General features: G+C 64.2%; 29 protein-coding genes and 1 pseudogene. 13 read left to right on the top strand and 17 right to left on the bottom strand.

Going from position 1 to position 26,640, the window contains the following annotated elements; genetic code table 11:
- Positions 1 to 158 precede the first annotated feature (158 nt).
- Positions 159 to 911: a tryptophan 2,3-dioxygenase family protein gene (locus NKI18_RS13520; RefSeq protein ID WP_352621902.1), complete on the bottom strand. Its 753-nt coding sequence runs from the start codon at positions 909 to 911 to the stop codon at positions 159 to 161.
- 159 nt (positions 912 to 1,070) lie between these two features.
- Here NKI18_RS13520 and NKI18_RS13525 point away from each other — a divergent pair, with 159 nt between their 5' ends.
- Positions 1,071 to 1,544, top strand: coding sequence for an Lrp/AsnC family transcriptional regulator (locus tag NKI18_RS13525; RefSeq protein WP_352621904.1), 474 nt, complete (start codon positions 1,071 to 1,073; stop codon positions 1,542 to 1,544).
- 4 nt (positions 1,545 to 1,548) lie between these two features.
- On the opposite strand, the gene NKI18_RS13530 is transcribed toward NKI18_RS13525, so the two are convergent.
- Complete coding sequence (locus NKI18_RS13530; protein ID WP_352453704.1) at positions 1,549 to 2,022, bottom strand: Lrp/AsnC family transcriptional regulator; 474 nt, start codon at positions 2,020 to 2,022, stop codon at positions 1,549 to 1,551.
- Positions 2,023 to 2,133: 111 nt separating this feature from the next.
- On the opposite strand from NKI18_RS13530, the gene NKI18_RS13535 reads away from it, so the two are divergent.
- Positions 2,134 to 2,700, top strand: coding sequence for an RBBP9/YdeN family alpha/beta hydrolase (locus NKI18_RS13535; protein WP_352621906.1), 567 nt, complete (start codon positions 2,134 to 2,136; stop codon positions 2,698 to 2,700).
- Positions 2,701 to 2,760: 60 nt separating this feature from the next.
- Here the strand turns inward: NKI18_RS13535 and NKI18_RS13540 are convergent, their stop codons facing one another.
- Positions 2,761 to 3,720, bottom strand: coding sequence for a prohibitin family protein (locus tag NKI18_RS13540; protein WP_352621908.1), 960 nt, complete (start codon positions 3,718 to 3,720; stop codon positions 2,761 to 2,763).
- Positions 3,721 to 4,011: 291 nt separating this feature from the next.
- On the opposite strand from NKI18_RS13540, the gene NKI18_RS13545 reads away from it, so the two are divergent.
- The 5 genes from NKI18_RS13545 (at position 4,012) to NKI18_RS13565 (ending at position 5,948) form a co-directional block, all read left to right on the top strand.
- Complete coding sequence (locus NKI18_RS13545) at positions 4,012 to 4,389, top strand: hypothetical protein (RefSeq protein ID WP_352621910.1); 378 nt, start codon at positions 4,012 to 4,014, stop codon at positions 4,387 to 4,389.
- Entirely contained in the window at positions 4,386 to 4,694 is a 309-nt protein-coding gene (locus NKI18_RS13550; RefSeq protein ID WP_352621912.1) for a hypothetical protein, read from the top strand. Before NKI18_RS13545 ends, NKI18_RS13550 begins: the two co-directional genes overlap by 4 nt.
- Before the next feature lie 11 nt (positions 4,695 to 4,705).
- Entirely contained in the window at positions 4,706 to 4,888 is a 183-nt protein-coding gene (locus NKI18_RS13555; protein ID WP_023675702.1) for a DUF3606 domain-containing protein, read from the top strand.
- A gap of 221 nt (positions 4,889 to 5,109) precedes the next feature.
- Entirely contained in the window at positions 5,110 to 5,292 is a 183-nt protein-coding gene (locus NKI18_RS13560; protein ID WP_245274654.1) for a hypothetical protein, read from the top strand.
- Positions 5,293 to 5,336: 44 nt separating this feature from the next.
- Positions 5,337 to 5,948, top strand: coding sequence for a hypothetical protein (locus NKI18_RS13565; RefSeq protein ID WP_352621914.1), 612 nt, complete (start codon positions 5,337 to 5,339; stop codon positions 5,946 to 5,948).
- A gap of 15 nt (positions 5,949 to 5,963) precedes the next feature.
- Here the strand turns inward: NKI18_RS13565 and NKI18_RS13570 are convergent, their stop codons facing one another.
- Entirely contained in the window at positions 5,964 to 6,869 is a 906-nt protein-coding gene (locus NKI18_RS13570; RefSeq protein WP_023675699.1) for a S1C family serine protease, read from the bottom strand.
- 249 nt (positions 6,870 to 7,118) lie between these two features.
- Here NKI18_RS13570 and yghU point away from each other — a divergent pair, with 249 nt between their 5' ends.
- The gene (gene yghU / locus NKI18_RS13575) at positions 7,119 to 8,006 is read left to right on the top strand and encodes a glutathione-dependent disulfide-bond oxidoreductase (protein ID WP_352621916.1); all 888 of its coding nucleotides are present in this window, start codon (positions 7,119 to 7,121) and stop codon (positions 8,004 to 8,006) included.
- Here yghU and NKI18_RS13580 read toward each other — a convergent pair.
- The 5 genes from NKI18_RS13580 to NKI18_RS13600 form a co-directional block, all read right to left on the bottom strand.
- On the bottom strand, positions 8,003 to 8,485 hold the full coding sequence (locus tag NKI18_RS13580) for a hypothetical protein (protein WP_352621918.1): 483 nt from the start codon (positions 8,483 to 8,485) through the stop codon (positions 8,003 to 8,005). The genes yghU and NKI18_RS13580 overlap by 4 nt on opposite strands.
- 51 nt (positions 8,486 to 8,536) lie before the next feature.
- Entirely contained in the window at positions 8,537 to 8,800 is a 264-nt protein-coding gene (locus NKI18_RS13585) for a hypothetical protein (RefSeq protein ID WP_353019875.1), read from the bottom strand.
- Between the two features lie 329 nt (positions 8,801 to 9,129).
- Positions 9,130 to 9,381: an exopolysaccharide production repressor protein gene (locus tag NKI18_RS13590; RefSeq protein ID WP_023675695.1), complete on the bottom strand. Its 252-nt coding sequence runs from the start codon at positions 9,379 to 9,381 to the stop codon at positions 9,130 to 9,132.
- A gap of 155 nt (positions 9,382 to 9,536) precedes the next feature.
- Complete coding sequence (locus NKI18_RS13595; protein WP_502900699.1) at positions 9,537 to 10,697, bottom strand: KamA family radical SAM protein; 1,161 nt, start codon at positions 10,695 to 10,697, stop codon at positions 9,537 to 9,539.
- Positions 10,698 to 10,890: 193 nt separating this feature from the next.
- A complete protein-coding gene (locus NKI18_RS13600; protein WP_023675693.1) occupies positions 10,891 to 11,061 on the bottom strand; it encodes a hypothetical protein in 171 nt (56 codons plus the stop codon).
- Between the two features lie 129 nt (positions 11,062 to 11,190).
- On the opposite strand from NKI18_RS13600, the gene NKI18_RS13605 reads away from it, so the two are divergent.
- Positions 11,191 to 11,622 (top strand): SAM-dependent methyltransferase, encoded by a 432-nt coding sequence (locus tag NKI18_RS13605; protein WP_352621923.1) that lies wholly within the window; start codon positions 11,191 to 11,193, stop codon positions 11,620 to 11,622.
- A 61-nt stretch (positions 11,623 to 11,683) separates the two neighbouring features.
- On the opposite strand, the gene NKI18_RS13610 is transcribed toward NKI18_RS13605, so the two are convergent.
- From NKI18_RS13610 to NKI18_RS13645, 8 genes and pseudogenes are all read right to left on the bottom strand, one after another.
- Positions 11,684 to 13,306: an ABC-F family ATP-binding cassette domain-containing protein gene (locus NKI18_RS13610; protein WP_352621925.1), complete on the bottom strand. Its 1,623-nt coding sequence runs from the start codon at positions 13,304 to 13,306 to the stop codon at positions 11,684 to 11,686.
- Positions 13,307 to 14,132: 826 nt separating this feature from the next.
- Positions 14,133 to 14,528, bottom strand: a pseudogene (locus NKI18_RS13615) (LysR substrate-binding domain-containing protein); the annotation flags it as partial.
- 66 nt (positions 14,529 to 14,594) lie between these two features.
- Positions 14,595 to 15,365, bottom strand: a complete 771-nt coding sequence (locus NKI18_RS13620) for an exodeoxyribonuclease III (protein ID WP_352621927.1) — start codon at positions 15,363 to 15,365, stop codon at positions 14,595 to 14,597.
- Positions 15,366 to 15,374: 9 nt separating this feature from the next.
- Entirely contained in the window at positions 15,375 to 16,019 is a 645-nt protein-coding gene (locus NKI18_RS13625; protein ID WP_352621928.1) for an alpha/beta hydrolase family protein, read from the bottom strand.
- A gap of 214 nt (positions 16,020 to 16,233) precedes the next feature.
- Complete coding sequence (locus tag NKI18_RS13630; RefSeq protein WP_352621938.1) at positions 16,234 to 17,265, bottom strand: tetratricopeptide repeat protein; 1,032 nt, start codon at positions 17,263 to 17,265, stop codon at positions 16,234 to 16,236.
- A 59-nt stretch (positions 17,266 to 17,324) separates the two neighbouring features.
- Positions 17,325 to 18,236, bottom strand: a complete 912-nt coding sequence (gene ku / locus NKI18_RS13635) for a non-homologous end joining protein Ku (protein WP_352586985.1) — start codon at positions 18,234 to 18,236, stop codon at positions 17,325 to 17,327.
- 219 nt (positions 18,237 to 18,455) lie between these two features.
- Positions 18,456 to 20,954: a DNA ligase D gene (ligD, locus tag NKI18_RS13640; protein WP_352621930.1), complete on the bottom strand. Its 2,499-nt coding sequence runs from the start codon at positions 20,952 to 20,954 to the stop codon at positions 18,456 to 18,458.
- Between the two features lie 87 nt (positions 20,955 to 21,041).
- Positions 21,042 to 21,266 carry a hypothetical protein gene (locus NKI18_RS13645; RefSeq protein ID WP_023675682.1) on the bottom strand — a complete coding sequence of 75 codons (225 nt, stop codon included), beginning with the start codon at positions 21,264 to 21,266 and terminating at the stop codon, positions 21,042 to 21,044.
- A 183-nt stretch (positions 21,267 to 21,449) separates the two neighbouring features.
- Here NKI18_RS13645 and NKI18_RS13650 point away from each other — a divergent pair, with 183 nt between their 5' ends.
- From NKI18_RS13650 to NKI18_RS13665, 4 genes are all read left to right on the top strand, one after another.
- Positions 21,450 to 22,457 (top strand): aldo/keto reductase, encoded by a 1,008-nt coding sequence (locus NKI18_RS13650; RefSeq protein ID WP_352621932.1) that lies wholly within the window; start codon positions 21,450 to 21,452, stop codon positions 22,455 to 22,457.
- Positions 22,458 to 22,686: 229 nt separating this feature from the next.
- A complete protein-coding gene (locus NKI18_RS13655) occupies positions 22,687 to 23,637 on the top strand; it encodes a substrate-binding domain-containing protein (protein WP_352472200.1) in 951 nt (316 codons plus the stop codon).
- Between the two features lie 249 nt (positions 23,638 to 23,886).
- Positions 23,887 to 25,455, top strand: coding sequence for a sugar ABC transporter ATP-binding protein (locus NKI18_RS13660; protein ID WP_502900695.1), 1,569 nt, complete (start codon positions 23,887 to 23,889; stop codon positions 25,453 to 25,455).
- Positions 25,452 to 26,468, top strand: coding sequence for an ABC transporter permease (locus NKI18_RS13665; protein ID WP_352453856.1), 1,017 nt, complete (start codon positions 25,452 to 25,454; stop codon positions 26,466 to 26,468). The genes NKI18_RS13660 and NKI18_RS13665 overlap by 4 nt, the downstream gene beginning before the upstream one ends.
- Positions 26,469 to 26,640 lie beyond the last annotated feature (172 nt).

Below are 26,640 nucleotides of genomic sequence, written 5' to 3' on the forward strand. Positions count from 1 at the left end.
CATCGTCGCCGTCATGCGTAAACTCATCACAGCCCTCAACGCCATGGTCCGAGACAACAAATCGTGGAATCCGGCATCGATATGAAGCACGGTTGCTCATCCGTCTCGGCGCTGCGCGCCGATCCACCTTCTCCCACAAGGGGAGAAGGAAGGTTGTACTACCCCACCTTGACCCCCGGCTTGCTGATCGGCTCCCGTACCGTTCCATACTGGCTGCCCCAGCGGTCGGTCATCGCCCAGCGTATGTCCCAGAGTTCCGGGAAGAAGCGGTGGCGGGCGCCGGCTTCCAGCAATTCGACCGGCCGGCCCTTCAGCGATTTCGCGCCGAGGCCGATCGTGCGGTGGATGAGATAGAGGTGGTTGGCACGGAATTTCTGGAACAGCTCGTCGAACTCGATCAGCGCTTCGGCAACGACATAGCTGTCGCCGTGATCGTAGCCGGCATCGTAGACATCCTCGACCGAAAGGCCGCGGTCGTCGAGGTATGACGCCTTGAAGGCCCGCCACAGATCGGGCGGCAGGCGCAGCAGCTGCTTGAAGCCCGGCGATTCCTGGCCGCTGCCGTTGCCGAGTTGCAGCCGGATCTGCTGGTATTCCTTGGGCGACATGGTTTCGAGCAGGTCGAGCTGCGCCGTCATCAGCCGCATCAGCCGGTGCACGCGCCCCATCAGCGTGACGATGCGATGCGTGTCCTGCTTTTCCAGGAAATCGACGACGTCGATCAGCGTGTAGGCGATGAGCTTCATCCACAGCTCCTCGACCTGGTGCACGATCTGGAACTGCAGCTCGTCGGCATTCACCATCTCGGCCAGCGGCTTCTGGCAGGCCAGCAGTCTGTCGCATTTGAGGTAGACGCCATAGTCGCGCATCTCAGGCGTTTCGATGCGGGCATAATAGTCTTGCTTGTCCATGGCCATGCTCCTTGCCGCGGCCGTTGGGCCGCAGGCGTTTGTTGGATCCCGGTCCCCGAGTCTAATCGCTTTCTTGCCGAACATTGTCCCTTTCTGTTATTCGATTGGCGGGAAACGAAGGACGAAAATTGTCGCTGAAGCAGATTGGAAGAACGAATAATGCTTGATGCGGTCGACCGGAAGATCATAGCTGCGCTCGAACGCGAGGCCCGCATCTCCTTTGCCGCGCTCGCCGATGAGGTCGGCTTGAGCAAGACGCCGTGCTGGAAGCGGGTCAAGGCGCTTGAGGACGCCGGCGTCATCCGCGGCTACGCGACCCGGATCGACCCGGCCAAGCTCGGCTTCGGCATCGAAGCCTTCATCCAGGTGTCGATCGATTTCGAGCTCTCGGACGCCTTCGAGGCGGCGGTCAAAAAGCATCCGCTGATCCGCCGCTGCCACGCCACGACTGGCGAGGCCGACTATCTCCTGCAGATCGTCACTGTCGACATGATGGCGCTCGACAGGATGCTGCGCGAGGAGCTCAGCCGGCTGCCCGGCGTGCGGCGCACGATCACCTCGATGGCGATGCGCGAGATCAAGGGCGGCATCTCGTTCGCCAATGCCGTCGGGCATACGCAGACCAAGCGATAGACCGTCAGGCCCTGGTCATCAATTCGCGTCCCAGCCGCTTCGGTTGCTCGGCGCGCAGAACCACATTTGTCGTCACCGTGCCGTAGTGGCCGATGCTGTCGACGATGCTTTCAAGATCGGGCGGTGACGGGACCACGACCTTGACCAGAAAACAATCCTCGCCGGTCACCCGCAGCACCTCGACCACCTCCGGCAATTGGGCGAACTTCTTCAGGCAGGCCTGGATATGCTCATGCGTGGTGCGCAGGCGGATGACCGCCATGGTGCCGAGCCCGAGCGCTGCCGAATTGATCACCGCCTTGTAACCGGTGATGACGCCGCGCTCCTCCAGCCGCTTCACCCGTTCCGAGGTGGCGGGCTGGGACAGTCCGACGCGGCGGCCAAGCTCGGAGATGCCGATGCGGCCATCCTCCTGCATGATCTCAATGATCGCCAGATCGGTGGGGTCGAGCCTTGGCCGATAATCGCCGTTCCGCATGATTGCCTTTAATCCATCGGATTTCGTCGCTGCTTTCCGATGATCTCTCATTCCGCCACCTGGGAGAAGATCTAGAATTGCACGCGCTGCATCAGGAAAGAAGGGCTTCGCATGACCGACTTCATCATTGTGCCGGGCATCGGCGGATCGGACAAAGCCCACTGGCAGACACGTTGGCAGCAGGCAAACCCGGCGGTGCGGCGGTTCAACCCGGCGAGTTGGGACGCGCCGGACCTCGACGACTGGGTGGCTGCGCTGGAAACCGCTGTATGCCAGGCAAGCACACCGCCGGTGCTCGTCGCCCATAGCCTCGGCTGTCTGCTCGTCGTACACTGGCAGCGGATCTCCCCCCGCTCTATCGGCGGCGCGTTGCTGGTCGCGGTTCCGGACCCTGCGTCGCCGGCCTTCCCCTCCTCCGCCCGGGCCTTCGCCGACGCACCGCAACAACGGCTTCGCTTTCCGTCGCTGATTGTCGCCAGCACCAACGATCCCTACGGCTCGCTGGACTATGCCAGGGCGAAATCCGAGCGATGGGGCAGCGATCTCCATATCGCCGGACCGCTTGGCCACATCAATGGCGACAGCGGGCTCGGCGACTGGCCGGTGGGAATGGAGCTGCTGACAGCCATTCTAAGTCAAACGCAGGCAATCGCCCGAGGCGCCGTGCTTCAGCCGTAACCGCACCAGGACGGCTATCGCGCCGCCGTCCTGATCTGGTTTGCGCCGCGGCGCCGCGCCTCAGTTCGATGCAGCGGCAGGCGTGCTGAGTTCGAGGAACGGTACGGTCGAGCCCGGGATCATCGACTTCGGCAATTCGCCGTTCCATCTCTCCGCCTTGGTCAGTTCGACCAGCAGCGGGTTGTTGGCGATTGCGGCGGCGCGAGCCTTGATGGCGCCCGCGGTCGCATCGCCTTCGACCCTGGTCTTGTAGGCGCTGGCCTCGGCTTCGGCCTTGACGCTGTCAGCGCGGCCCTTGGCCTGGGTGACGGCGATATCGGCCTTGATCTTTTCCTGCTGCAGGTTCTGTTCCTGCTTCTGCACCTCGACCTGCGCCGTCATCCTGGCTTCGACCGCCTGCTCGTAGGCGTCGGAGAAGTCGATGTTCTCGACCTGCACGCTGTCTATCATCACCGGGCCGTCGGTTACCGCCGCGATGGCGTCGGCGACGTCCTTGTTGAACTTCGCCCGGTTCTGGATAACCGACACCGCGTCGTACTGGCCGAACACCGTCTTGATCTCCTGCGGTGCTTTCCTGGCAATGACACGGTCGGCCAGTGCCTCGATCGATCCATAATTGGTGTAGACGTTGCTGACTTCGGCGGCCGGCACGTGGAAGTTGACGGTGACGCGCATGTCGGCCGGCTGCTGGTCGCGCGAATAGGCCTGCATGGCCGGCAGGCCGCTGCAATCGTTCTGGTTCTCGCAGCCCCATTTGAGCACCTGCTGGCGCAGGCTGATCTTCTCGACACGCTGTAACCACGGCAGCTTGAAATGCAGTCCGGGATCAACGACCGAACTCAGCGCTCCGTTGGTCAAGAGCACGCCGCGGTCGCCCTGATCGATCGTGTACCAGGATCCAAACAGCGCAAAGACGCCGAGCGCCACGATGACGAGTGCGATCAGGCCGGAACCGATCGACCCCGATGCCATCCCCGGCTTGCCCTGCGGACGGCTTGAATTGCCTTGCGTTTCGGTCATCACCCCACCCCAACCTGATTGCCCGTGCTGCTTTTGCCCACAATAGTGGCGGCATTGCAATCCTCTGGATATGGAAGGACCTTCGCGCCAGCCGGCCGGACCGGCGGGGTGGTTCAGGCTGGCTAGCGGATTTCCCCTGCAGCCGCGGCAGCGGGCTGGGGCGCGTTGCCTGGCGTCTCCTTCTGCCGTTCGGCATCGGTTTTGCGCTTCGGGCAATCCTCGTAGTCGTGGTCGCGCCCGCCGCAGTAGGAGCAGCATTTTGCTGGCGCGTCGGAGCGAAGCATCGTTGGCATGCACAAGAATGCACGAAACCCGACGGATTGCGAAGGCTTGCGCACCGGCAAGGTCGATTTCGCCACGGAACCGCTCGCGGCGCCTGAAAGTTATCTGCTCATTGCAACCGGAGCACAGGACATGGCCGACGACCCGAACCGCTACGAGACCGGAGCGAGGAAATATCCGGCAAAGACGAGCCCCGACGCGGCCGACGAATTTTCGCAGGATGCGGCCGGCAACAAGCCGCCTCCCGGCGGCATGGGATTGACCAGGCCGGCTGACGATTTCGACGACAGGACCCTGCATTCGGCGGGCCAGAACCCGCCGCGCGCAGCGATCCGGCCAGACGGCAAGGCCACCGCCAAGAAGCCCGGCAAGGACGCAAGACGATGAACGTCGCCAATTTCCAGCTCGAAGGATTGATGATGGCGATCGCGGCCGTCAACAACGCGCTGGTCCACAAGGGCCTGCTGTCGGTCGACGAGGTCGACATGGCGTTGCGCCGGGCCGAGGCGGCGATGACCAGCGACGAGCGTCTCTATGAAGACATGTCGCCATCCAACCGCGACGCCGTCTGCTTTCCGCTCAGGCTGCTGCAGGCGGCCAACAATGCCCAGGGCGAAACCGGCGTGCCGTCCTTTGCCGAACTGGCCAGGATGGTCGGCCGGACCAAGGAGCCCTATAACGACCAGATGTGATGGAGGACGCCATGGCCGACGACAAATCCAAGACCAAGCAGGATCGCAAACTGGTCTCCGGCGAAGAGCCATACGAGGTCGCTGCGTTTGCCCGCAAATACGGCATACCGCAAAGCGAGGCCGCGACCATCATCAAGCGTTACGGCCCCTCGAGGAGGAAGCTCGACGCGCATATGGCGAGCCGCAACGCCTGATCCAATTCTGGCGGCGGCCGCCGTTCACGCCGGAAGCGTCCCTGCCGCCGCCTTGTCGAGAGTATCGGCACCGTCAGCCGTGACCTGTCGGGTTCGCCCCTGCGGGGATTCAACGCCTGGTTTTGACAGCCGCGGAATACTCGCGCGGCGCAACAACTCATTTACCTCGACGCTGTACCAGTCCGGTGAGCAAAGCCGGGGGTCGGATGCAGGAACAATTATTGCGCTACGAATGTGTCATGGAGCCGAACGGCCGTTGGATGGTGTGGGACATCGTTCACGATCTGCCGGCGCAATTTTCGGAAATCGCGCTGATCGGCCTGAGCCGTCGTGAAGCGGTTTCGCTCTGCCGGCTGCTCAACGAGACGAGCCGTTCCGAGACGCGGCAGAGCCGGGCCTCCTGAGAAGCGCGTGCGTCTCAGGTCTGCCCAGGCTAAGAGGATTTTACATGCGATCGACAATATTCGGTCTGGTCCTGCTGCTGCCGGCCGCCGCCCTGGCGGAGCCGATCGAGACCCAGAAGATCATCACGGCGGCGACCGGCGACTGGAACGGCGACGGCGCCGCCGATCTGGCGATGATCGTCGAGACCGAGCCCGGCTCTCCCATGGACCTGTATTTTTTCCTCAAAGATCGCGATGGCGATTTTCTAAAACCTGCCGGGATCGTGCATGATCAGATTGACGGGGAATGGAAGGATTACGACCGGCCGGGCCCCGCCACATCCGACACCGAGCCCGAACTCACTGCGCTCCCCAACGGTTCGATCAAGCTCTATATTCCGGCGATGGAGATCGGCAGCGAGCGGACCAATAAGACGCTGACGCTCGCCTGGCGCAACGGCACGTTCGTCGTCGCCGGTTTTGCCTACGAGTATTGGGATTACATGGACGACAATGTTGCCGGCGACTGCGACTACAATGTGCTGACCGGCAAGGGCAAAAGCAGCAAGAAGCTGGCGGACGGCAGCACCAGGCACGCGACCGTAACGGTCGAAGGCAAGGTCATCCCGTTCGCGGAGTGGACCCCAGGCACTGGCTTCAGCGCTTGCGGAGAGTGAGAGGTTTCGGTTGCCTCACTGCAGCGGCGGCTTCCACAGCAGGCTGTTGCGATCGGCGGACTTGACGCGCAGCCAGGTTTCGCGGCCATCGCGCAGCACCCGGAGCGGGATCTCGGCACCCGCCGGGCCGCTCTTCCAAAGCTTGCGATAAAAATCGGCAAGTCCATCGACCGCCGTGTCGCGGACATCCGAGATGACATCGCCTTGGCGAAGGCCCGCCTGGGCGGCTGGACCGCCCTCGGCGACGCTCATCACCACGACCTTGCCGTCGCTCTCGGCCGAGAAGGCGCCGAGCCACGGCCGCGGCGGCCTGGCGACCTGCCCGCGCGTCAGGAGATCGTCGAGGATGGGCGGCAGAAGATCGATCGGCACCACCATGTTGATGTCGGCGACCTCGCCGTTGCGGCTCATCTGCAGGCGCAGCGAACCGATGCCGAGCAGCCTGCCATCCGCGCCGATGAGGCCGGCGCCGCCCCATGAGGGGTGAGCCGGCGCCGTGAAGATCGCCTCGTCGAGCAGATATTCCCAATAGCCGGCGAATTCCTGCTTGGTGACGATCCGCGCCCGCACGGAGCGGCCGACGCCGTCGGCGAGCACGACGGGATCGCCGATCTTGGCCCTGGACGCATCGCCGAGTGCAATGGCGGGCAGCCCGAGCGGCGCCAGCGCCTGCACCAGGCCGAAGCCCGACTCCTGGTCGTAGGCGAGCGCATGGGCGGGAACCACGCGCCCGTCCTGGTCGGCCAGCCAGACCTCCTCTGCCTCAGTGATGAGATAGCCGATGGTGAGTACCAGCCCGTCGCCGCGGATGACCACGCCACTGCCCTCGCGGCGGGTGCCAAGTGTATTTGCCGTGAAGGCGTCCTCTGGCACGGTGGCGCGGACGGCCACGATGGATCGCAAAAGGGGTTCGATATTCATGCTTTGGTTCCTGGCAATGTTCGCAGGCTGATATGGGCTATAGGTATGGCGCAGGTGATCAGGCGCAAGAGGTGGCGCCGGCTTTGGCGTGGACCGGCGCCGCGCCGTTCGCGCCGGGGTTTTGCAACAGCGCCGGCAGCCCTATCTGTACCTACGGCTATCCCAAGCTGCTCTATGCAAAGTTCCTCCGCCATTACCCACGTTGATATCTGATATCCTCCCAACCCAACCCTTCCAAAGGCCTCCCAAATGAACGACTACGCAACGGACCAATACACGCCGCCAAAAGTCTGGACCTGGAACAAGGCAAATGGCGGCGCTTTCGCCAGCATCAACCGGCCGATCGCCGGCCCGACGCATGACAAGAAACTGCCGGTCGGCAAGCATCCGCTGCAGCTTTATTCGCTGGCGACACCGAACGGCGTCAAGGTGACGATCATGCTGGAGGAACTTCTGGCGCTCGGCCACAGCGGCGCCGAATACGACGCCTGGCTTATCAGGATCAACGACGGCGACCAGTTCGGCAGCGGCTTCGTCGAGGTCAACCCCAACTCGAAGATCCCGGCCATGATGGATCGCAGTGGGAAAAAGCCGGTCCGCATCTTCGAATCCGGCTCGATCCTGCTCTACCTCGCCGAAAAATTCGGCGAACTCCTGCCGACGGAGCAGCCGGCTCGCGCCGAGACCCTGTCATGGCTGTTCTGGCAGATGGGCTCGGCGCCCTATCTCGGTGGCGGCTTCGGCCATTTCTACGCCTATGCGCCGACGAAGATCGAATATGCCATCGACCGCTTCGCCATGGAAACCAAGCGGCAGATGGACGTGCTCGACCGACGCCTCGCCGAAAGCGAGTATTTAGGCGGCAGCGACTATACGATTGCCGACATTGCGGTGTGGCCCTGGTATGGCGGGCTGGCCAAGGGCCGTATGTATGACGATTCCGGCGAGTTCCTGCAGGTGGAGCAATACAAGAACGTGCAGCGCTGGGCCGACGCCATCGACGCGCGGCCGGCGGTCAAGCGCGGCCGCATGGTCAACCGCACCTTCGGCGAGCCTTCGATGCAGCTGCACGAGCGCCATGACGCCAGCGATTTCGAGACCAAGACGCAAGACAAGCTCGCGGCGGCCAAAAGCTAAGCGGATGACGCGCCGATCTCCCGCCTTGTAGGGGAGATCGGCAGCTTCGGCCGACTGCTCAAGCTCGCCTTCACCGCCGCCATCCACAGCCGGTCGATGTTGGCCAGGAATTTCTCGTCGAGTTTGTCGAGGTGCTTCCAGTACATGCCGTCCACGAAGAAATAGCCGAGTTCCTTCTCGATCCTGTCGGCCTCCTCCGCCTGATCGAGCCGCGGGCCGGCAAGCATCTGCGCCTTCATTTCCGATATTCGCGAGGGAGAAAGCGCGCCGAGTTCATCGAGCGTCAGCCGCGGGAAGACCAGCCGGCTGCGCGGCAGGTCGGATAGGTTGACGCACAGGCAGCCGCGCCGAAGCGCATGGATGAGCAGGCGGGCCGACTTCGCCTCGAGGTTGCGCAGGGTGACGTCGTTGCGCAGCGGATCGGCGCGGCCGACGCCGTAAAAATGCGTGTTGCCGGGCTGGTCGTAGATCGCAGCCAAGGAATGCCAGCACGACCGGCTTCTGACTGTGGATCGTCCAGTCGGCCGCCGTCATCGACATGGTGCCGCCGGCATAGACGAAGCCGCCAAAGCTGTTTTGCGCCGGCACGTAATGCGAGGCGCTGAAGATCTGGCCTGCTGCAGGGGACCGCCTTGCGGCATCCGCTCCGCCGGGAAATCGCCGGCATGGACGAGGAAATCCCAGTCGGGGCGCACGCGCCAGGCGTTGTTGATGGCGACGATCTTGCCGAAGGCCTGCTTGGGCCAGGCGGCGCAGCGCACGACATCGGGGGCGCTACCGATCAGCAAGATCACGTTCGGCGTTCCGTCGATCACCACAACCCTCTCGACCGGCCGAAATGCATCTCGATGCCGCCCGGTTGAACGGCTTTATAGCCTCAACGGCCCATCGAAAACACCAGCCGGATTTAAGCTGGCATCAACAAAAGGGAGCTTGCCGGCCGGTTGTAAAATGTGGCCTTAGGCACCGTCGTACAAACAGCAGGCAGGTTTTCCCGCTAGCCCAAAAACGACGATATGAGTTGGGCGATATATATTAGTTGACTAAACTAGCGGAACGTCCAATGCACATTCCCAGAACCGAACATGTCCTGTCTAGACCATGATATCTATATGGGACATTACTACATAAGCTGAACGCGACCTCGACGGTTCGGCGGCACAGCCCTCAGACGCCGCGGCTTTGCCTCCGCGCTTTTCGCCCCGGATCCGTAGATCAACCGGACGACGAACAGGAAATATCCAACCTGCATGACGATCAAGGTCAAGATCGTCCAGGCCAGCGTCTTCCAGATTGAACCCGTCGCAAGGTAAGTCGAGATCGCCACGATGGACGATGTGGTGGTCAGCCCCACCAGGAACTGTGGAAAGTTCATGACTTTTCTGCGCCGCCCCGAAACTCGCTACAGCCGGGACGAACTCCCCTAACCCATTACCCCGGACCAACGTTTTCACTATTTCAGCAATTGCGCAAGCACCAAATAGAACAGCAGTTAACGCATGCTTCCGTGATCAAGCGCTGCATGTCAGGTCACCAAGGTGGGCTGGCTTGGACGGCGGCTGCGCGTCCCTCCTCCCCAACCAGCTCTCCATACCCCCTCACCGCCCCATCAAGCCCACGTATTCGCCACGTCTCCCCTTCCCGTGCCTCAAGATGGGACGGGCCGAGCGGCACTTTCCCTCCGCCGTCCGGCAGGTCCAGCACGTAGACGGGATTGCAGATGCCCGACAGGCGCGCACGCAAGGCGCTGACCAGCGCCTGGCCCTCGGCGATCGTGGTGCGCCGGTGCGCCATTCCGCGCACGAGATCGCCGTGGTGCAGGTAATAGGGTTTGACGCCAAGGCGATACATCAGCTCGCGGCACAGCTCTTCCAGCACCTCGACCGTATCGTTCACGCCTTTCAGCAGAACGCTCTGGTTCAGCAGCACGAAGCCGCCCTGCCGCAACGTGCGGCAGGCCCGCTCGGTCGCCTCCGTGATTTCGCGTGGATGGTTGAAATGGGTGACGACAGTGACCATCAGCCGGCCCTGCAAGGCTTGAATCAACCCGCCGGTGACGCGCGACGGCAGCGCGACGGGTACGCGAGTGTGGATGCGCAACAGCCGCAGATGCTGGATCGCCTCGACACGGGCGCGGATTTCCGCCAGCGCCCTATCCGGCAGCGATAGCGGGTCGCCGCCGGTCAGGATCACCTCGCGGATTTCCGGATGGACCGCGATATAGGCGAAGGCTTCGTCGAGAGCTTCGCGCGTATAGCCGCGGCCGATCGACGTCAGCTGCTCCTTGCGAAAGCAGAACCGGCAATAGACCGCGCATTGATAGGTCGGGAACAACAGAACCCGGTCGGCATGTCGATGCGTCAATCTCGGCACCGGACTGAAGGCGTGGTCGGCGATCGGATCGTCGAGCTCGCCCTCCTGCTCTGCCAGTTCATCGGGTGACGGGATGACCTGAAGCCGAATCGGATCGGCGGGGTCGTTCCAGTCGATCAGGTCGAGATAGGCCTTGGGAATGCGAACCTTGTGGCGCGTGGCCGCGGCTTCGGCCGCCGCCCGCTCGGCTGGCGACAGCGGCAGCGAATCCAGATCGCCTACCTGCCGCACGCCCTCGCGAACATCGTCCCGCCATGCGGCATCCGCCTCGCGAGCGCGCCGGTCATCGGCTGCCACGCCGGCCGCATCGACCGCCATGCTGGCGTCGGGGATGTCGGGATGTGAGGTCATCGCAGGCTCCTTGAATTTCGGGCCGGGGTACAGCATTGGAGCCAGGACTTGAAGGCAATAAACGGTGTTTGGCCGGGTTGGAGGGCGCGGCAGGAAGCCACAACCGGCCACTGATCAGAACAATCGTCCAACATTGCTGACGCAAAACATTAGCTTGCTCTTATATTAGCTTGAGCGTATACACATAAACGGCCGGTGATCTACCCCCCAACCGGTTAGGCTCGGCGCCAGTTCCCTCCCTACCCCTCAGGTCAACGACGCCGGGCCGCTCGGGGTCCGCACGGTCGCCCGCGGTCGAGACCGGATCGTCGACCTCTTCGATGTCGATCATGCCCCCTGCTCAAGCAGCACCCAACTGAACATACCAGCTGAACACATCGGCGATGCCCGCGTCTGTCGGCCTTCCCGTCGCCGGCCGCGGTCGCTAATCTCGGATTGCGAACAAGCTGGAGAAGAGCGTATGGCGAACGACTTGTCGCCAAGGCTTTTGGAGATCGTCAATGCGCTGCCCTTGCGGCAGGGCATGCGAGTGCTGGAGATCGGCTGCGGACCGGGTGCTGCAGCGCGCGAGATCGCGCGCCGGATCGGCGGTGGGCACGTGCTGGCGATCGACCGCTCGGCCAAGGCCATCGCGCAGGCCGGGGCCGCCTCGCGCGCCGAGATTGCGGCAGGCCGGCTGAGCCTTCGCCAGGTCGCCATCGAGGATTTCGAGTTGGAGGCCGATGAGAAGCACTTCGACATTGCCGTTGCGGTGCGCGTCGGCGCGCTGGACGGGCGTCATCCCGAAGCAGGAAAAATTGCCCTGCGACGGCTCAAGGCGGCGTTGACCGCGCAAGGCCGGCTGTTCATCGACGGCGGCGATCCGCTGTGCGAAATTGCGATACATGGCTGAGCACCTCGTGCTTGGCCTCCGGAACCGAGCGTCTACGTGACCGTGAGCGGCAGAGCCGGCCTCAGCTCCGCAACCCCGGCGCCTCCTGCCCGGTGCGCTCGACATATTCGGTATAGCCGCCGCCATAGGTGTGGATGCCCTCGGGCGTCAGTTCCAGCACCCGGTTCGACAGCGCCGCTAGGAAATGGCGGTCATGCGAGACGAACAGCATGGTTCCCTCGTACTGCGACAGTGCCGTGATCAGCATCTCCTTGGTGGCGATGTCGAGGTGGTTGGTCGGCTCGTCCAGCACCAGCAAATTGGGCGGATCGAACAGCATCAGCGCCATCACCAGCCGCGCCTTCTCGCCGCCCGACAGCACGCGGCATTTCTTCTCGATCTCGTCGCCGGAAAAGCCGAAGCAGCCGGCCAGCGCCCTGAGCGGCGCCTGGCCGGCCTGCGGAAATGCATCTTCCAGCGTCTGGAACACGGTGCGCTCGCCCTCCAGCACTTCCATGGCGTGCTGGGCGAAATAGCCCATCTTGACGCTGGGCCCGCGCGCCACCGTGCCATTGTCCGGCTTGGAAGCGCCAGCGACCAGCTTCAGCAGCGTCGACTTGCCCGCACCATTGACGCCCATGATGCACCAGCGCTCGCGGCGGCGCACCTGAAAATCCAATCCCTCGTAGATCGAGCGGCTGCCATAGCCCTTGTGCACGTTCTTCAGCGTCACCACGTCCTCGCCGCAGCGCGGCGCCGGCTGGAAGTCGAACGACACCTTCTGGCGGCGCTTGGGCGGCTCGACACGGTCGATCTTGTCCAGCTTCTTCACCCGGCTCTGCACCTGGGCGGCATGTGAAGCCCGCGCCTTGAAGCGCTCGATGAAGGCGATCTCCTTGGCCAGCATCGCCTGCTGGCGCTCGAACTGCGCCTGCTGCTGCCGGTCGGCAATCGCCCGCTGCTGCTGGTAGAATTCGTAGTTGCCGGAGTAGGCGGTCAGCGAACCGCCGTCGATCTCGACCACCTTGTTGACGATGCGGTTCATGAACTCGCGGTCGTGCGAGGTCATCAGCAGCGCGCCGTCATAGTTCTTCAGGAACTGCTCCAGCCAGATCAGGCTTTCGAGGTCGAGATGGTTGCTCGGCTCGTCGAGCAGCATGGCGTCGGGCCGCATCAAAAGGATCCTGGCCAGTGCCACGCGCATTTTCCAGCCGCCGGACAACTTGCCGACGTCGCCGTCCATCATCTCCTGGCTGAAGCCAAGGCCGTCCAGCACCTCGCGCGCCCGGCCGTCCAGCGCGTAGCCGTCGAGCTCCTCGAAGCGGTGCTGCGCCTCGCCGTAGCGGGCGATGATCTCGTCCATCTGGTCGGCCTGGTCAGGGTCGCCCATGGCGTGCTCGAGCTCGCGCATCTCGGCCGCCACTTCGCTGACCGGTCCGGCGCCGTCCATCACTTCGGCAACGGCGCTGCGGCCGGACATGTCGCCGACATCCTGACTGAAATAGCCGATGGTGACGCCGCGATCGACGGAGACCTGGCCTTCGTCGGGCTGCTCCTCGCCGTTGATCATGCGAAACAGCGTCGTCTTGCCGGCGCCGTTAGGCCCGACCAGCCCGACCTTCTCGCCCTTCTGCAAGGCGGCGGAGGCTTCGATGAAGACGATCTGACGGCCGTTCTGCTTGCTGATGCTTTCGAGACGTATCATGGGTTTCCGGGGAAGGCCAAAGGAGCGTTCCCGCGCCAATACGCGATAGGCCGCGTCAGAGGAAGCCCGCAGTGGCGAGGCGCCCCGCGCCAAATTGTCTGAACCCTATCTGCGCATCGCCCGCCGGAATCGCTCGTCCAGCTGCTGGAACTCGGCAAAGAGCCCATCGCATGCCCGGCGACCCGCTTCGCATCGCATAGTCCGTGTTTGGTACAGACTGCCCTGCCGGTCCCTGCTGAGGCGATTGCAGGTTATGGCGGGATACGCCTGTTCGGTGGGCCTTGTGAAACTCCACTGCGTCAGCCCGTCAGCAGAAACGAACAGTTCGAAGCGGGATGAGGCAGCAACCCGACGCAACGCTGGAGACGCCCTCACTTGCTCGACCAAATCCAGTGCGTCAGCACCGTGGAAACCGCACATCGTCGACGGCCCATGCGCGTCGCGGTGGATGCCTTCGTCCACAGTCTGGGCGTGCGAGGCGCCGTAGGTTGCGAGCATAATCGCGCTGACTATACGAAATCTTCTCACTGGAGCTCCCCTATTGGCTACTGCATTCGGTCAACACTGTTGGTTGCAGCAGGACCACTCACCCGATCCCGTCAGCTCATAGGCGCCGGCGGCGCGCCCGTCCTCAAGTCGCACCGGCCGGCACAAGGACACTGCCGGTGAAGCGCGCGCCGCTCCGATGCATAATGACAGGCTCGCCGATGACATGGACTTTGCGCTGGTCTTGGTCTTGGTCCCGGTCCCGATCTTGTCACTAAACCCAAGCGCGATGTTTATCTCGTCCGATCGCCCTTCGCAAAGTAGCCGGCGGCCCGGACGATCACACCCGGCCCGATGTCCCATCCTCGCCAAAAATCCCGGTCACCCAGTCGATGAACACGCGTACCCGCGGCGCGAGCTGGCGGTTCTGTGGGTAGAGCGCCGACAGCGGTGTCGGCGACGGCGGGTAATCCGGCAGCACTTCGACGAGCGTGCCGCCTGCGAAATCCCCGGCGAAGCGGTAGTGCGGCGCCTGCACCAGGCCGAAGCCGAGACGCGCCAGCTCCGCCATCGTGTCGGAGCCGTTGACCGTCACCCGGTTGGGCAGGCTGACATAACTCAACGCGCCGCCGACGGTGAATTCGAGCCGCATGACCTCGCCGGTCCGCGACGAGCGGAAGCCGACCATCAGATGGCCTTCGAGATCGTCGAGGGTTGCCGGCATGCCGAGGCGTTCGCCCGCGAAGCGGCGCGGCCAACCTGACTGGTTGCCGCCCGGACAGGCGGCGCCAGCCTCCGTGCCTCACATCAACTCCACCCAGACCGGCGCGTGATCGCTGGCGCCGGTCTCGCCGCGCATGTCGCGGTTGATGCCCGCCGCTACCAGCCGGCGCGACAGCTTCTTGCTGAGCAAGATATGGTCGAGGCGCAGGCCGGCATCGCGCGGCCAGCGGTTGCGGCGATAGTCCCAGAATGTGTAGAGCGTCTCGTTCGGGTGCTTCTTGCGCAGCGCGTCAAGCCAGCCCTGGTCGAGCAGCCGCTGGAACGATGCGCGGCTTTCCGGCTGGACCAGCGCGTTGTCGTCATAGGAGCGGGTCGGGTAGATGTCGCGCGGCTCGGGCACGATGTTGTAGTCGCCGGCCAGCACCACCGGCAGGCCGGTGTCGAGCAACTGTGCCGCATGCGCCTCCAGCCTCTCGTGCCAGGCCAGCTTGTACTGGAATTTCGGGCCGGGCTGCGGATTGCCGTTCGGCGCGTAGAGGCAGGCGACGACGATGCCGTTGACCGCTGCCTCGATGTAGCGCGCCTGCTGGTCGCTATCGTCGCCGGGCAGCGCGTCGCGGGTCAGAACGGGTTCTAACCCCCGCGCGAGTATGGCGACGCCGTTCCAGGTCGGCTGCCCGACCCAAACCGCGCCGTAGCCGGCCGCCGCCAGCGCCGAGCGCGGAAACTGCGTCTGCCTCGCTTTCAACTCCTGCAGGCAGACGATGTCGGGTTTGGCGACGGCCAGCCATGCGAGCAGGTTCGGCAACCGGCTGTTGATGTTGTTGACGTTGAAGGTGGCGATCTTCATCGGCCTGCTTCAGCGCACGATGCGTTCGGTCCACGCCTTCACCGCATCAGCGAGCGTCTTCAGATGATCGGCGGTGGAGAAGCCGGAGATGTTTTTGCGCGGCTTCAGATCATGGTCGCCGTCTTCCAGCCAGAAGATCTCGATTGCGTCGGACAAAGCATAGGTCGCGACCTCGTCTTTGGTCCCGAACTCGTCGCGCGTGCCCTGGAAGATCACTGTCGGCGTCTTGAGATCGGCCAGGTGCTTTGTCCGAAGCTGCGTCGGTTTGCCCGGCGGATGGAAGGGATAGCCAAGGCAAAGCAGGCCCAAGATCTCGCCCTTCGAAAACATCTCGTCGGCGATCATCGAAGCGACGCGTCCGCCCATCGACTTGCCGCCGATGATGAGCGGACCCTTCACGCCCTTCGCCCGGAGGTCGGCGATCGCCTTGACGTATTCCGGGTTAACCGTCTCGGCGCGCGGCGGCGGCTTGCGGTGGCCGTAGCGGCGAGCCGCCATGTAGTGGAATTCAAAGCGCGCGACGCGGAAGCCGGCTGCGGCCAGCGCCTTTGCCGTGGCTGTCATCGAGGGCGAGTCCATAGGAGCGCCTGCGCCATGGGCGAGCAGGATGGTGATTGGGGCGGTGTCGGGGCCGTCGAAGAGGAAGGTGGTCATGGGGTGGCCCACGTATGGAGGCCGCGTTCCGTCCCACCCCCCTCTGTCCTGCCGGACATCTCCCCCTCAAGGGGGGAGATTGGATGGCGTCGGCGTTTTCGCCAACCACCAAAGCTGAAAGGCACGCGGGGCGCCGAAGCTGCCGATCTCCCCCCTTGAGGGGGAGATGTCCGGCAGGACAGAGGGGGGTGGTCAAGCGCGGCCATTGAACCACCTATCCCGCCGACTTCTGCGCCAGCTGCAAATCCACGAACTGTATCCCCTTGGCCGCCATGCGCGCCCATTCGGAATTGGCATCGAGCTCGAGATAGCGCACCCAGCGACGCCGCGCCTCGGCGAGATTGCCGGCGTCGAACTCCAGCCTGGCAAGGTTGAATACCGCATCGGCATAATCAGCGTCCAATGCGATCGCATTGAGCAAATGGCGGCGCGCCGAGGCTACCCGCCCCTCTTCGCTCATCAGCCCGGCGAGATTGAACCAGGCCTCGACGAAGCCGGGATCGAGCTTTATCGCGCGGGCATAGTCGTGCGCCGCCTCGGCCGCTTGGCCGGCGGCGCGCAGGCAGTTGGCGCGGTTGAAGGCGGCGATGGCATCGCTCGGGTCGATGGCCAGGCAGCGCCGGTAGAGGGCCGCCGCCTGCTCGTGGTCTTCAGCCCCTTCCGCCGCCTCGGCATCGGCGAACAGCTCTTCCAGCGTGTCGTCATCCTGCGTTCCCAGATCGAACAGCAGCTGGCCGTCGAGTTCGCTCTGGCCGCCTTCGAGATAGATCGCATCGGCCCGCCCGTGCTGCGAGCCGACGGCGAGCGACTTGGCGGTGAGCGAGGCGACCGGGCCCGAGCGGTGCACCGAGCGCGCAATCGCCCCCCATGAGGCGCCGCCGGCAACCAGCCCGGCATATTTGCGGGCGAGGATCAGGTCGCGAAAGGAATACGGTTCGCGATCATGCTCGAAGGCATCGAACAGCGACAAAAGGTCGAGATCCGCGCCGGTCAGCCGCGACTGGTCGATCAGCGACTGCCGCGACAGCGCCGAAGCCTCCGGCGCCTTCATCAGGCCGAGCAGGCGCAGGAAGCCGTTCTCACTGACCAGCTTGCGCCCGGCCGCGCGCTCGGTGACGACGCGGCGCTCAATCTCGGCATCATCGGCCTTGGCGAGGAACGTCCGCCCGAATACCACATGGGTGGTCCGTCTGGTGACTCCGCGCCGCAATTGGCCCTGCCGGCGCGCGACCTCGCGCGCCGCCATGCGAAGCGGAAACGCCGCGAGCGCGCCGATAGTGCCGAAGATCGTGCCAGTGGGCGCCGTCACCCTTTGCTCTTACCGACGGCCTGCAGCAGATTGGCCTTGAGCGGGTTTTCCTTGGCGCCGCCCTTGGCGGACTTTGCTTTGGCTGCCGGTTTCGTCGCCTCATCGGCCTTGCTCTTGGACTTGGCCGGCGGCTTGGCCGATTGGGACAGGCTGGCCTTCAGCGCATCCATGAGATTGATGACATTGCCGCGCTCGGGGGCCGCCGCGATGATCGGCTTATGGCCCTTCAGCTTCTCGCGGATCATCGCCATCAGCGCGATCTCGTAGCGGTCCTCGTAATTCTTCGGATCGAAGGTGGTTTCCTTCTGCTTGATCAGCGCCTCGGCCAATTGCAGCATTTCGGGATCGGGGTTTCCGGCCGGGATATTGCCGAAATACTCAGCCGTGGCACGCACTTCGTTCGGATTCCTCAAGGTGCAGACGAACATGCCGTTCTCGCGCGCGCCGATCGTCACCACGCGCTCGCGGCTGGACAGCACCAGGCGGGCGATCGCCAGCTTGCCAGATTTGCGCATGGCTTCGCGCAGCACGGCGAAGGTCTCCTCGGCCATTGCGCCGTCCGGCGCCAGGTAATAGGGCGCGTCCTGATAGATGACGTCGACCGAATGCTCGTCGACAAAGGCCTCTATGTTCATCGTATGATTGGATTCGATGCGTACCGCATCGAGATCGGAGTCCTCGATGATGATGTACTGCTTGTCCTCGTATTCGTAGCCCTTGACCAGGTCTGAACGCTCGACCAGCCCGAGTTCGGGGTCGACCGGCTTCATGTTGATGCGGTTGTGCGTCTTCTTGTGCAGCTGGTTGAAGCTGATGCGCTCGCTGGCGCTGGTCGCCGGATAGAGCCGGACCGGACAGCTGACCAGACTGAGCTTGAGGTAACCTTTCCAACTTGCCCTGGGCGCCATGAAATACTCCTACGCGGCCTTGTGCTGTCGAACTGTTCGCAGCGTTCATTCGTCCGGAGGACGAACGGGGCTGCCGAAATCCTACATTGCCCCTCACAATACCGCCAAATCCCTAGCGAAATCTTCCATCTCGGCTGAGGGGTCGGCGGTGGGACCCGGCGCGAAGAATAATTCAAATTTTCCGGAGCGTCGATGGAGTCTGGGGCCGCGCCCGCGGGACTATCTCCCGGTGCCTATCACCGGCAAATCCCTGGCGAAATCTTCCATGTCGGCCCAGGGATCGCCTGACGTCGCCAGCAGGCCCGGCAGCGACGAATAATTCAGATCCTGCGGAGCGTCGATGGATTCCAGATCGCTCCAGCTCACCGGCGTCGAGGCCGGCAAATTGGTGCGGGCGCGCAGCGAATAGGGAGCCGCAGAAGTGTGGCCGCGCGCATTGCGGTGATAATCGATGAAGATGCGCCGCTTGCGGTTATCCTTGCCCATGGTGGTGGTGAAAGTGTCGGGCGCGGTGGCGGCAAGATGCGTCGAGATGGCGCTGGTCGCCTGGTGCAATTTCTTCCAGTTCTGCTTTTGCGTCACCGGCACTGATATGTGGATGCCGTGGCCGCCGGACGTCTTGGCGAACGGCACCAGCCCTAGCGCTTCCAGCTCGCCCTTAATGTGCACCGCCGCCTCAACCACCTCGCGCCAGGCGATCCCCTCGCCCGGGTCGAGGTCGAAAACGATCAGGTCCGGCTTGTCGAGCCGCGTGCGATGGGTGCCCCAGGTGTGGAACTCGACGACACCGAACTGCGCCAGCGCCAGATAGCCCTTGGCGTCTTCCACCGAGAGATAGGATTTGGTCTCGCCCTCCGAATTGGTCGCTTCGAAAGTCGCCACAGAGGACGGCATGCCGGTGAAGGCGTGGCGCTGGAAGAAACAGTCCTGCGGCCTGCCGGTCGGGCAGCGCACCAGCGACACCGGCCGGCCGAGAATGTGCGGCAGCATGAAATCGCCGACCAGCGCGTAATAGACGGCAATGTCGAGCTTGGTCGGGCCGGTCTTGCCGAACAGCCGTCGCGTTGGGTTGGTCACCCAGATGGTGGCGAGGTCGGCCTCGGCGATCAGCCGCTTGCGCTTGGCCGAAACCGGCGTCGACAGGCCGACGTCGCGCAGGCCGCGGAACACCGCATGGCGCAGCGCATTGTCGGTGGTCCGGTTGGCGTAGTGGATATGCGCCGAAAGCAGCGGCCGCACCCAGTTCATCTCGCGCATGATTTCGCGGGGAACCCCTTCGGGCGCGGATGCACCCGCCCTTAGCGGCTTCAGCCTGGCCAGCAATTCGCCGGCGGTCCCCGCATCGAAGCCGGTGCCGACCTTGCCGCGATAGTGCAGCTCGCCGTCTTCGAATTCGCCGAGGCCAAGTGCAGCCAACCCCTCTGCCGCATCGGAGACTGTGTAGCCGGCGATGACGAAGTCGCCGGTCTGAAGCGCCTTGGTCTTGGTCCAGGTCTTGGTACGGCCGCTCTGGTAGATTGCCGTGGCGCGCTTGGAGACGACACCCTCCAGCCCCATTTCCGATGCCTGGTCATAAAGCGCCTGGCCGTCGCCCTCGACATGATCGCTGAGCTGGATGGCCGAATTGGCGCCGAGACCGGACAGCAATTGCGAAAGCAGCGCCTTGCGCCGGCGGAGCGGCGCTTGTCTCAGGTCCCAGCCGTCGAGATACAGAAGATCGAAGGCGTAGAAGTGGAGCTTGTTGCCGGCGCCTTCGGCCAGCACATCCTGCAAAAGGGCAAAGCGGCTGATGCCCTTGGCGTCGAGCGCGACGACCTCGCCGTCGATGATCGCCTCGCGGCACGGCAGCCTGGCGAAGGCAAGCGGCAGGTCGCCATAGCGCTTCGTCCAGTCGAGGCCGGCGCGGGTGATCAGCCTGACCTTCCCATCGGAAACATGCGCCATGGTGCGGTAGCCGTCGAACTTGATCTCGTGCAGCCAGGCTTCGCGCGTTTTTTCCGCGGGACCTTCGCCGCCCGGCGGTTTCGAAACCTGCGTCGCCAGTTGCGGCACGATGCGGGTGGGCGGCGGCGCCTTGACGGCGCCCGGCAAAGCAACTGGCTTCAGCACCACTGGCCTGGCAGGCTTGGCGGCCGGCTTCGGCGTTGCCACCAGTTCCTCGATGCGGCGTCCGGATTTGACGCTTTCCGGCCGGGCTTCCAGTATGTCGAGCTTGGCGTCAGCGGCGAGATCGCGCTCCTTGAACAGCAGCCAGTTCTTCTTGCCCTCATCCTCGCCGGGCTTCGGTTTCAGCCGCGTCAGCATCCAGCCGCCATTCAGCTTTTCGCCGGCGAGGCGGAACTTGAAGGAACCGGTGCGCAGGCTCTTCTCGACATCGTCCATCGGCGCCCAGACGCCGGTGTCCCAGACGATCATCGGCCCGCCGCCATATTCGCCTTCGGGAATGACACCTTCGAAGTCGATGTACTCGAGCGGATGGTCCTCGGTCTCGACCGCCAGCCGTTTGTCGGCGGGGTTGAGCGACGGGCCGCGCGGCACCGCCCAGCTCTTCAGCACGTCGCCGACCTGCAGGCGCAGATCGTAGTGATCGGCGGTGGCGTGATGCTTGTGGACAACGAAACGATTGCCCTCACCGGCAACCAGACCGCCGGCTGGTTCCGGCGTCGTCGTGAACTCGCGCTTGGCGCGATAGGCCTTGAGCTTTGGCGGGGCGGTCACGGCCACATGCTCTTGCGCAAAAACAACGGCTTGATGCGGATGTCTTGAATCATTTTGTCAGCATGCGGCAGGTCGGCGTCACGCCGCTCAATCGTCGGTGGCCGGCGTCAATTCGAGTTCGGCCGGCGACAGGCCCTGCTGCAGCTGGCTGAGCCGGAATTCGTCGACCCAATAGGCCTCGCCGTCGACCAGCACCCGCGCGCTGTAGCTGCCGGCCGAAAAACGCTGCGCGGTGATGTACACCTTGTGGCGGTCGAGCGCGTTCCGCACCGCGGCGCGCTTGGATTTCTGACTGGCGACGGAACTGGCCATGCTGGTTACTCACGCACAAGCCGCAAGGCGGCGTGCCTTAAGGATGGCCGAGAGCGTGTCGGCTGTCAATTTGGCGGTCGCTGCGAGCCGCGCGCGGTGGCGCCTCCCGCTCTGTGGAAACCGAGCCGGTGCGCTATATTGCCCTGGCGGCTTGGAACGCGATGCTGACCCGGAGAGCTTCACATGACGTTGATGACACGCAAACTCGGCAGCCAGGGGCTGCAAGTCTCGGCAATCGGTCTCGGCTGCATGGGCATGAGCCAGTCCTATGGCCCGGCCGATGAGGCGGAATCGACCGCCACGCTGCACCGCGCCATCGAACTCGGCTGCACCTTCCTCGACACCGCGGAAGTGTACGGGCCGTTCACCAACGAGGAACTGCTCGGCCGCGCGCTGAAGGGCCGGCGCGATGAGGTGACGATCGCGACGAAATTCGGCTTCCGCATTGAAAACGGCAAGCAAGTCGGCACCGAGCGCGACAGCCGGCCCGAACATATCCGCGAGGCTTTGGAAGGTTCGCTGAGGAGGCTCGCCACCGACCACGTCGACCTCCTCTATCAGCACCGCGTCGATCCGGCGGTGCCGATCGAGGATGTGGCGGGCGCTGTCGGCGAGCTGATCGCTCAGGGCAAGGTCCGCTTCTTCGGCCTCTCTGAAGCCGGCGCTGCCAATATCCGCCGGGCGCATGTCGTGCATCCGGTGTCGGCCGTGCAGAGCGAATATTCGCTGTGGGAGCGCAATCTGGAACCGGAAATCATTCCGCTGCTGAAGGAGCTCGGCATCGGCCTGGTGCCGTTCTCGCCGCTCGGCCGCGGCTTTCTCACCGGCGACGTCAGGCGCGCCGAAGACTATCCGGAGGGCGATTACCGGCGCGGCGATCCGCGCTACCAGGGCGCCAACTATGACGCCAATATGCAGGCGGCGGCCACGGTACTCGACATCGCCGCGGCGAAGCCCGTCAAGCCAGGTCAGATCGCGCTGGGCTGGCTGCTCCACAAGGGGAGCGACTTCGGCATCGACATCGTCCCGATCCCCGGCACCAAGCGGCGCAAGTACCTCGAGGAGAACGTCGCCGCGGCTTCGATCAGGCTGGACCCAGCCGAGATGCGAGTGCTCGACGACGCGCTGGCGCCGGGAAAGGTCGCCGGGCCGCGCTACGGCCAGCGCACCATGGTGATGATCGATCGGTAGGTCTTGCCTGCTCCCGTTCTTGCGCAAAGCTCCGGCCTTGGCTAGCATCCGCCGGCAGGCACCGAGCGGAGGAGAACGTCGCGGTGGACCGGCTGGAGCGCCGTTGCGTCCCTTCAAACACGAGTTGGGCGCTCGAAGGACACTCCATTTTTGAATCGACGCAAGGAACCTTCCGGAAAACCCATTCCGGTTTCGGGGTCGTGCGCTCATCTGGGAGGAGACTAAATTGATCAACAGACGTGAATTCCTGCTGTCGACCGCGGCGATGGGCGCTTTGGCGCTGGCCGCTCCGCAACTGGCTTTTGCCCAGGACAAGCTGACCATCCTTGGTTCGGTGCCGAGCCTCGGCTTTCCGTTCTTCGTGCACATGCTGAACCAGATCAAGGCGGAAGCCCAGGCGCAGGGCGTCAACCTGGTCGAAAGCGACGGCCAGAACTCGGCGCCCAAGCAGACCGCCGATATCGAAGCGGCGCTCGTGCAGAAGGTCAACGCCATCGTCATCTCGCCGCTCGACGTCAACGCGCTGGCCCCAGCCATCGAGGAAGCGGTCAAGGCCGGCGTTCCCGTCGTCACCATCGACCGCCGTGTCGAAGGCGTCGAGGGCATCCTTGCCCATGTCGGCGCCGACAACGTCAAGGGCGGCGAGGCCGAAGCGAAGGCCATGGTGGCGGCGTTCCCGAACGGCGCCAAGATCTTCCATCTGCAGGGCCAGCCCGGTGCCGGCCCGGCGATCGACCGCAACAAGGGTGTGCACAACGTCCTCGATCCAATGAAGGACAAGTACCAGATCATCTTCGAGCAGACCGCCAACTTCGCCCGCGCCGAGGCGCTGTCCGTCACCGAGGCCGGCCTTGCCGCCAACGGCAAGCCCGACGCGATCATCTGCGCCAATGACGACATGGCGCTTGGCGCGGTTGAAGCCTGCGCGGCGCGCAACTTCACCGACGTCAAGATCTATGGCTTCGACGCGCTTCCCGAAGCGCTGGTCGCCGTGCGCGACGGCAAACTGGCCGGCACGGTCGAGCAATTCCCCGGCGAACAATCGCGCACCGCCGTGCAGATCGCGGTCGCCTACGCCAGGGACAAGACCGAGCCAAAGGAAAAGCTGGTGCTTTTGACGCCGATCGTCATCGGCAAGGACAATCTCGACAAGGCGGAGAGGCTGGGCGAGACGAAGTAAGGTTGCACAAAGGGCGCGCAGCGGCAAAAGTAGCATTCTGTCGCGCCCCCCTCTGCCCTGCCGGGCATCTCCCCCACTTGGGGGGAGATCGGGAGCTTCGCCGATGGCGCCTTTTCTGCAACGCAGGAAGATTGGCGAAAGCCGAGGTGACATCCAATCTCCCCCCTCGTGGGGGAGATGTCCGGTAGGCCAGAGGGGGGCGCTGCCCCGCCAGCCTTGCGTGACAACCGAATGATCGAGGAGCAAACTTTGCCCAAGGCAGCCGCCATCGCGCCCTCTCCCGCCCTGCTCACCGTCGAGGGTGTGACCAAGCGCTTTGCCGGCGTCACCGCGCTGAACGACGTATCGCTTGAAGTCCGCCCCGGCGAGATCCTCGGCCTGCTCGGCGAGAACGGCGCCGGCAAGTCGACGCTGCTCAAGATCCTGTCCGGCGTGATGCCGCCGTCCAGCGGCCGCATCGTCTTCGATGGGGTCGAATTCAGCCCGCACAATCCGCAGGATGCCAAGCGCCACGGCATCGTAACAATCTACCAGGAACTGAGCCTGATCCCGACGCTGACCGTGGCGGAGAATATCTTCATCGGCCGCGCACCGCTCGGCCGGTTCGGGCTGGTCAGTTGGCGGAAGATGGAGGAAGATTCGCGCGCGATCATCGCTCGCGTCGGCCTCGACCTCGACCCGGCGACGCCGGTTTCGGCGTTGTCGGTGGCCGAGCAGCAGCTGGTCGAGATCGCCCGCGCGCTATCGCTGAAGAGCCGCTTGATCATCATGGACGAGCCGACCTCGGCGCTGACCGAAACCGAAGTGCACAGGCTGATGTCGATCATGGGCCGGCTGCGCAAGGATGGCGTCGCCATCATGTTCGTCACCCACCGGCTGGAGGAGGCCTCGGCGATCTGCGACCGCATGACGGTGCTGCGCGACGGCAGGCTGGCCGGCCATCTCGACCGCGAAGGCGGGCCGATCAAACTGCCGAAGATCATCGAGAAGATGGTCGGCCGCGCCGCTTCCGAGCTCTATGCCAGGCCGACGCAGCGCGACGTCGCCGGCGACGTCCGGCTCTCGGTGCGCGGCCTGCGCACGGTGCGCGATCCGCAGGCGCCGCACGCCATCGTGCTCGAAGGCGTCGATCTCGACTTCAAGGCGGGCGAAATCCTCGGCGTCGCCGGGCTCGTCGGCTCCGGCCGCACCGAGCTCGCCCGCGCCATCTTCGGCGCCGACCGCATTGCAGCCGGCACCATCATGCTCGACGGCAAGCCGATCGCGCCCGCCTCACCCGCCGACGCCATCGAGCTCGGCATCGGGCTGGTTCCGGAAGACCGCAAGCACCAGGCAATCTTCGCAGCACTCGCCATCCTCACCAATTTCTCGATCGCCGCGCTCGACCGCTACTCCAATGTCGGCTTCATGGCCGAGCGGCGAGAGCGCGAGGCGTTGGCGAACTATAGGAAGACGCTGTCGATCCGCATGGCCTCGCCCGAGCAGGCGATCGAGGGACTGTCCGGTGGCAACCAGCAGAAGGTCATCCTTGCCCGCTGGCTGGCACGCGATCCCAAGGTGCTGATCGTCGATGAACCGACGCGTGGTGTCGATGTCGGCGCCAAGGCGGAGGTGCACCAGATCCTGGTAGAGCTCGCGGCGCGCGGCATCGCCATCATGATGATCTCGTCCGAGCTGCCCGAAGTGCTTGCGGTGTCGGACAGGATCGTCACCATGCGGCGCGGGCGCATCACCGGCGAGATGCCTGGCATCGAGGCGACCGAGGAGAAACTGATGGAACTGATGGCGCTCGACCAGAAGCAGGAAGCAACGCAATGACCAGCACGACCGAACGGAGCCAGCGTGGTGGTGTCAATATTGCGCGCCTGCTGATGAGCTTCGGCCCGCTGATGTTCCTGGCGTTGCTGATTGTCGTCTTCACCGTGCTGAAGCCGAGCTTCATCGACCCGATCAACCTGTTCAACATCATGCGCCAGATCTCGATCACCGGGCTGATCGCGCTCGGCATGACCTTCGTTATCCTTACCGCCGGCATCGACCTGTCGGTCGGCTCGCTGCTCGCCTTCTGCGGCATGGTCGCGGCGGTGGTGGCCAAGGGCGGCACCGCCAACACGCTGTCGCTGTCGACGTCTGGCACGCAAGGCTATGGCTGGTTCGCCGCCCTTCTCGCCGCCGTCGTCGTCGGTGCCGTGGCCGGCGGCGTCCAGGGCTTTGCCATCACCAGGCTGAAAGTGCCGCCCTTCGTCGTCACGCTTGGCGGCCTCACCGTGTTTCGCGGCCTGACCTTGACGATTTCCAATGGCGGCCCGATCTCCGGCTTCGACGCCTCGATGCGCTGGTTCGGTACCGGCCTGATCGGCCCGGTTCCGGTGCCGGCGATCATCTTCGCGATTGCCGCGATCCTGTGCCACATCGTGCTGCGCTATACGCGCTACGGTCGCGCGGTCTATGCCGTCGGCGGCAATGCCGAGGCGGCACGGCTCTCCGGCCTGCGTGTCGACCGCATCCTGATCTCGGTCTACATCATCGTCGGCTTCTTCGCCGGTCTTGCCGCCTTCGTTTTGTCGGCGCGGCTCAACTCCTCCGAAGCCGTCGCCGGCATCGGCTACGAGCTGACGGTGATCTCGGCGGTCGTCATCGGCGGCACCTCGCTGTTCGGCGGCATCGGCAGCGTCGGCGGCACGGTGGTCGGTGCAGGACTGATCGGCGTCTTGCAGAACGGGCTGCAGTTCAACAACGTCTCGTCCTACACGCAAAGCATCGTCATCGGCCTGATCCTCATCCTCGCGGTGGCCTTCGATCGCTGGCTGAAATCGCGGGTGAGGCGGTGATACAGGTGCCATACCTATCCAGGTCGACGGGCCAGCACCCCCCTCTGTCCTGCCGGACATCTCCCCCTCAAGGGGGGAGATTGGACGTCGCTCCAGCTTTCGCCAATCTCTAAAGAAGGGAGAACTTTCGGCGAAGCTGCCAATCTCCCCCCTTGAGGGGGAGATGTCCGGC

Source organism: Mesorhizobium sp. M0800, from assembly GCF_040320095.1.
Classification (GTDB): domain Bacteria; phylum Pseudomonadota; class Alphaproteobacteria; order Rhizobiales; family Rhizobiaceae; genus Mesorhizobium.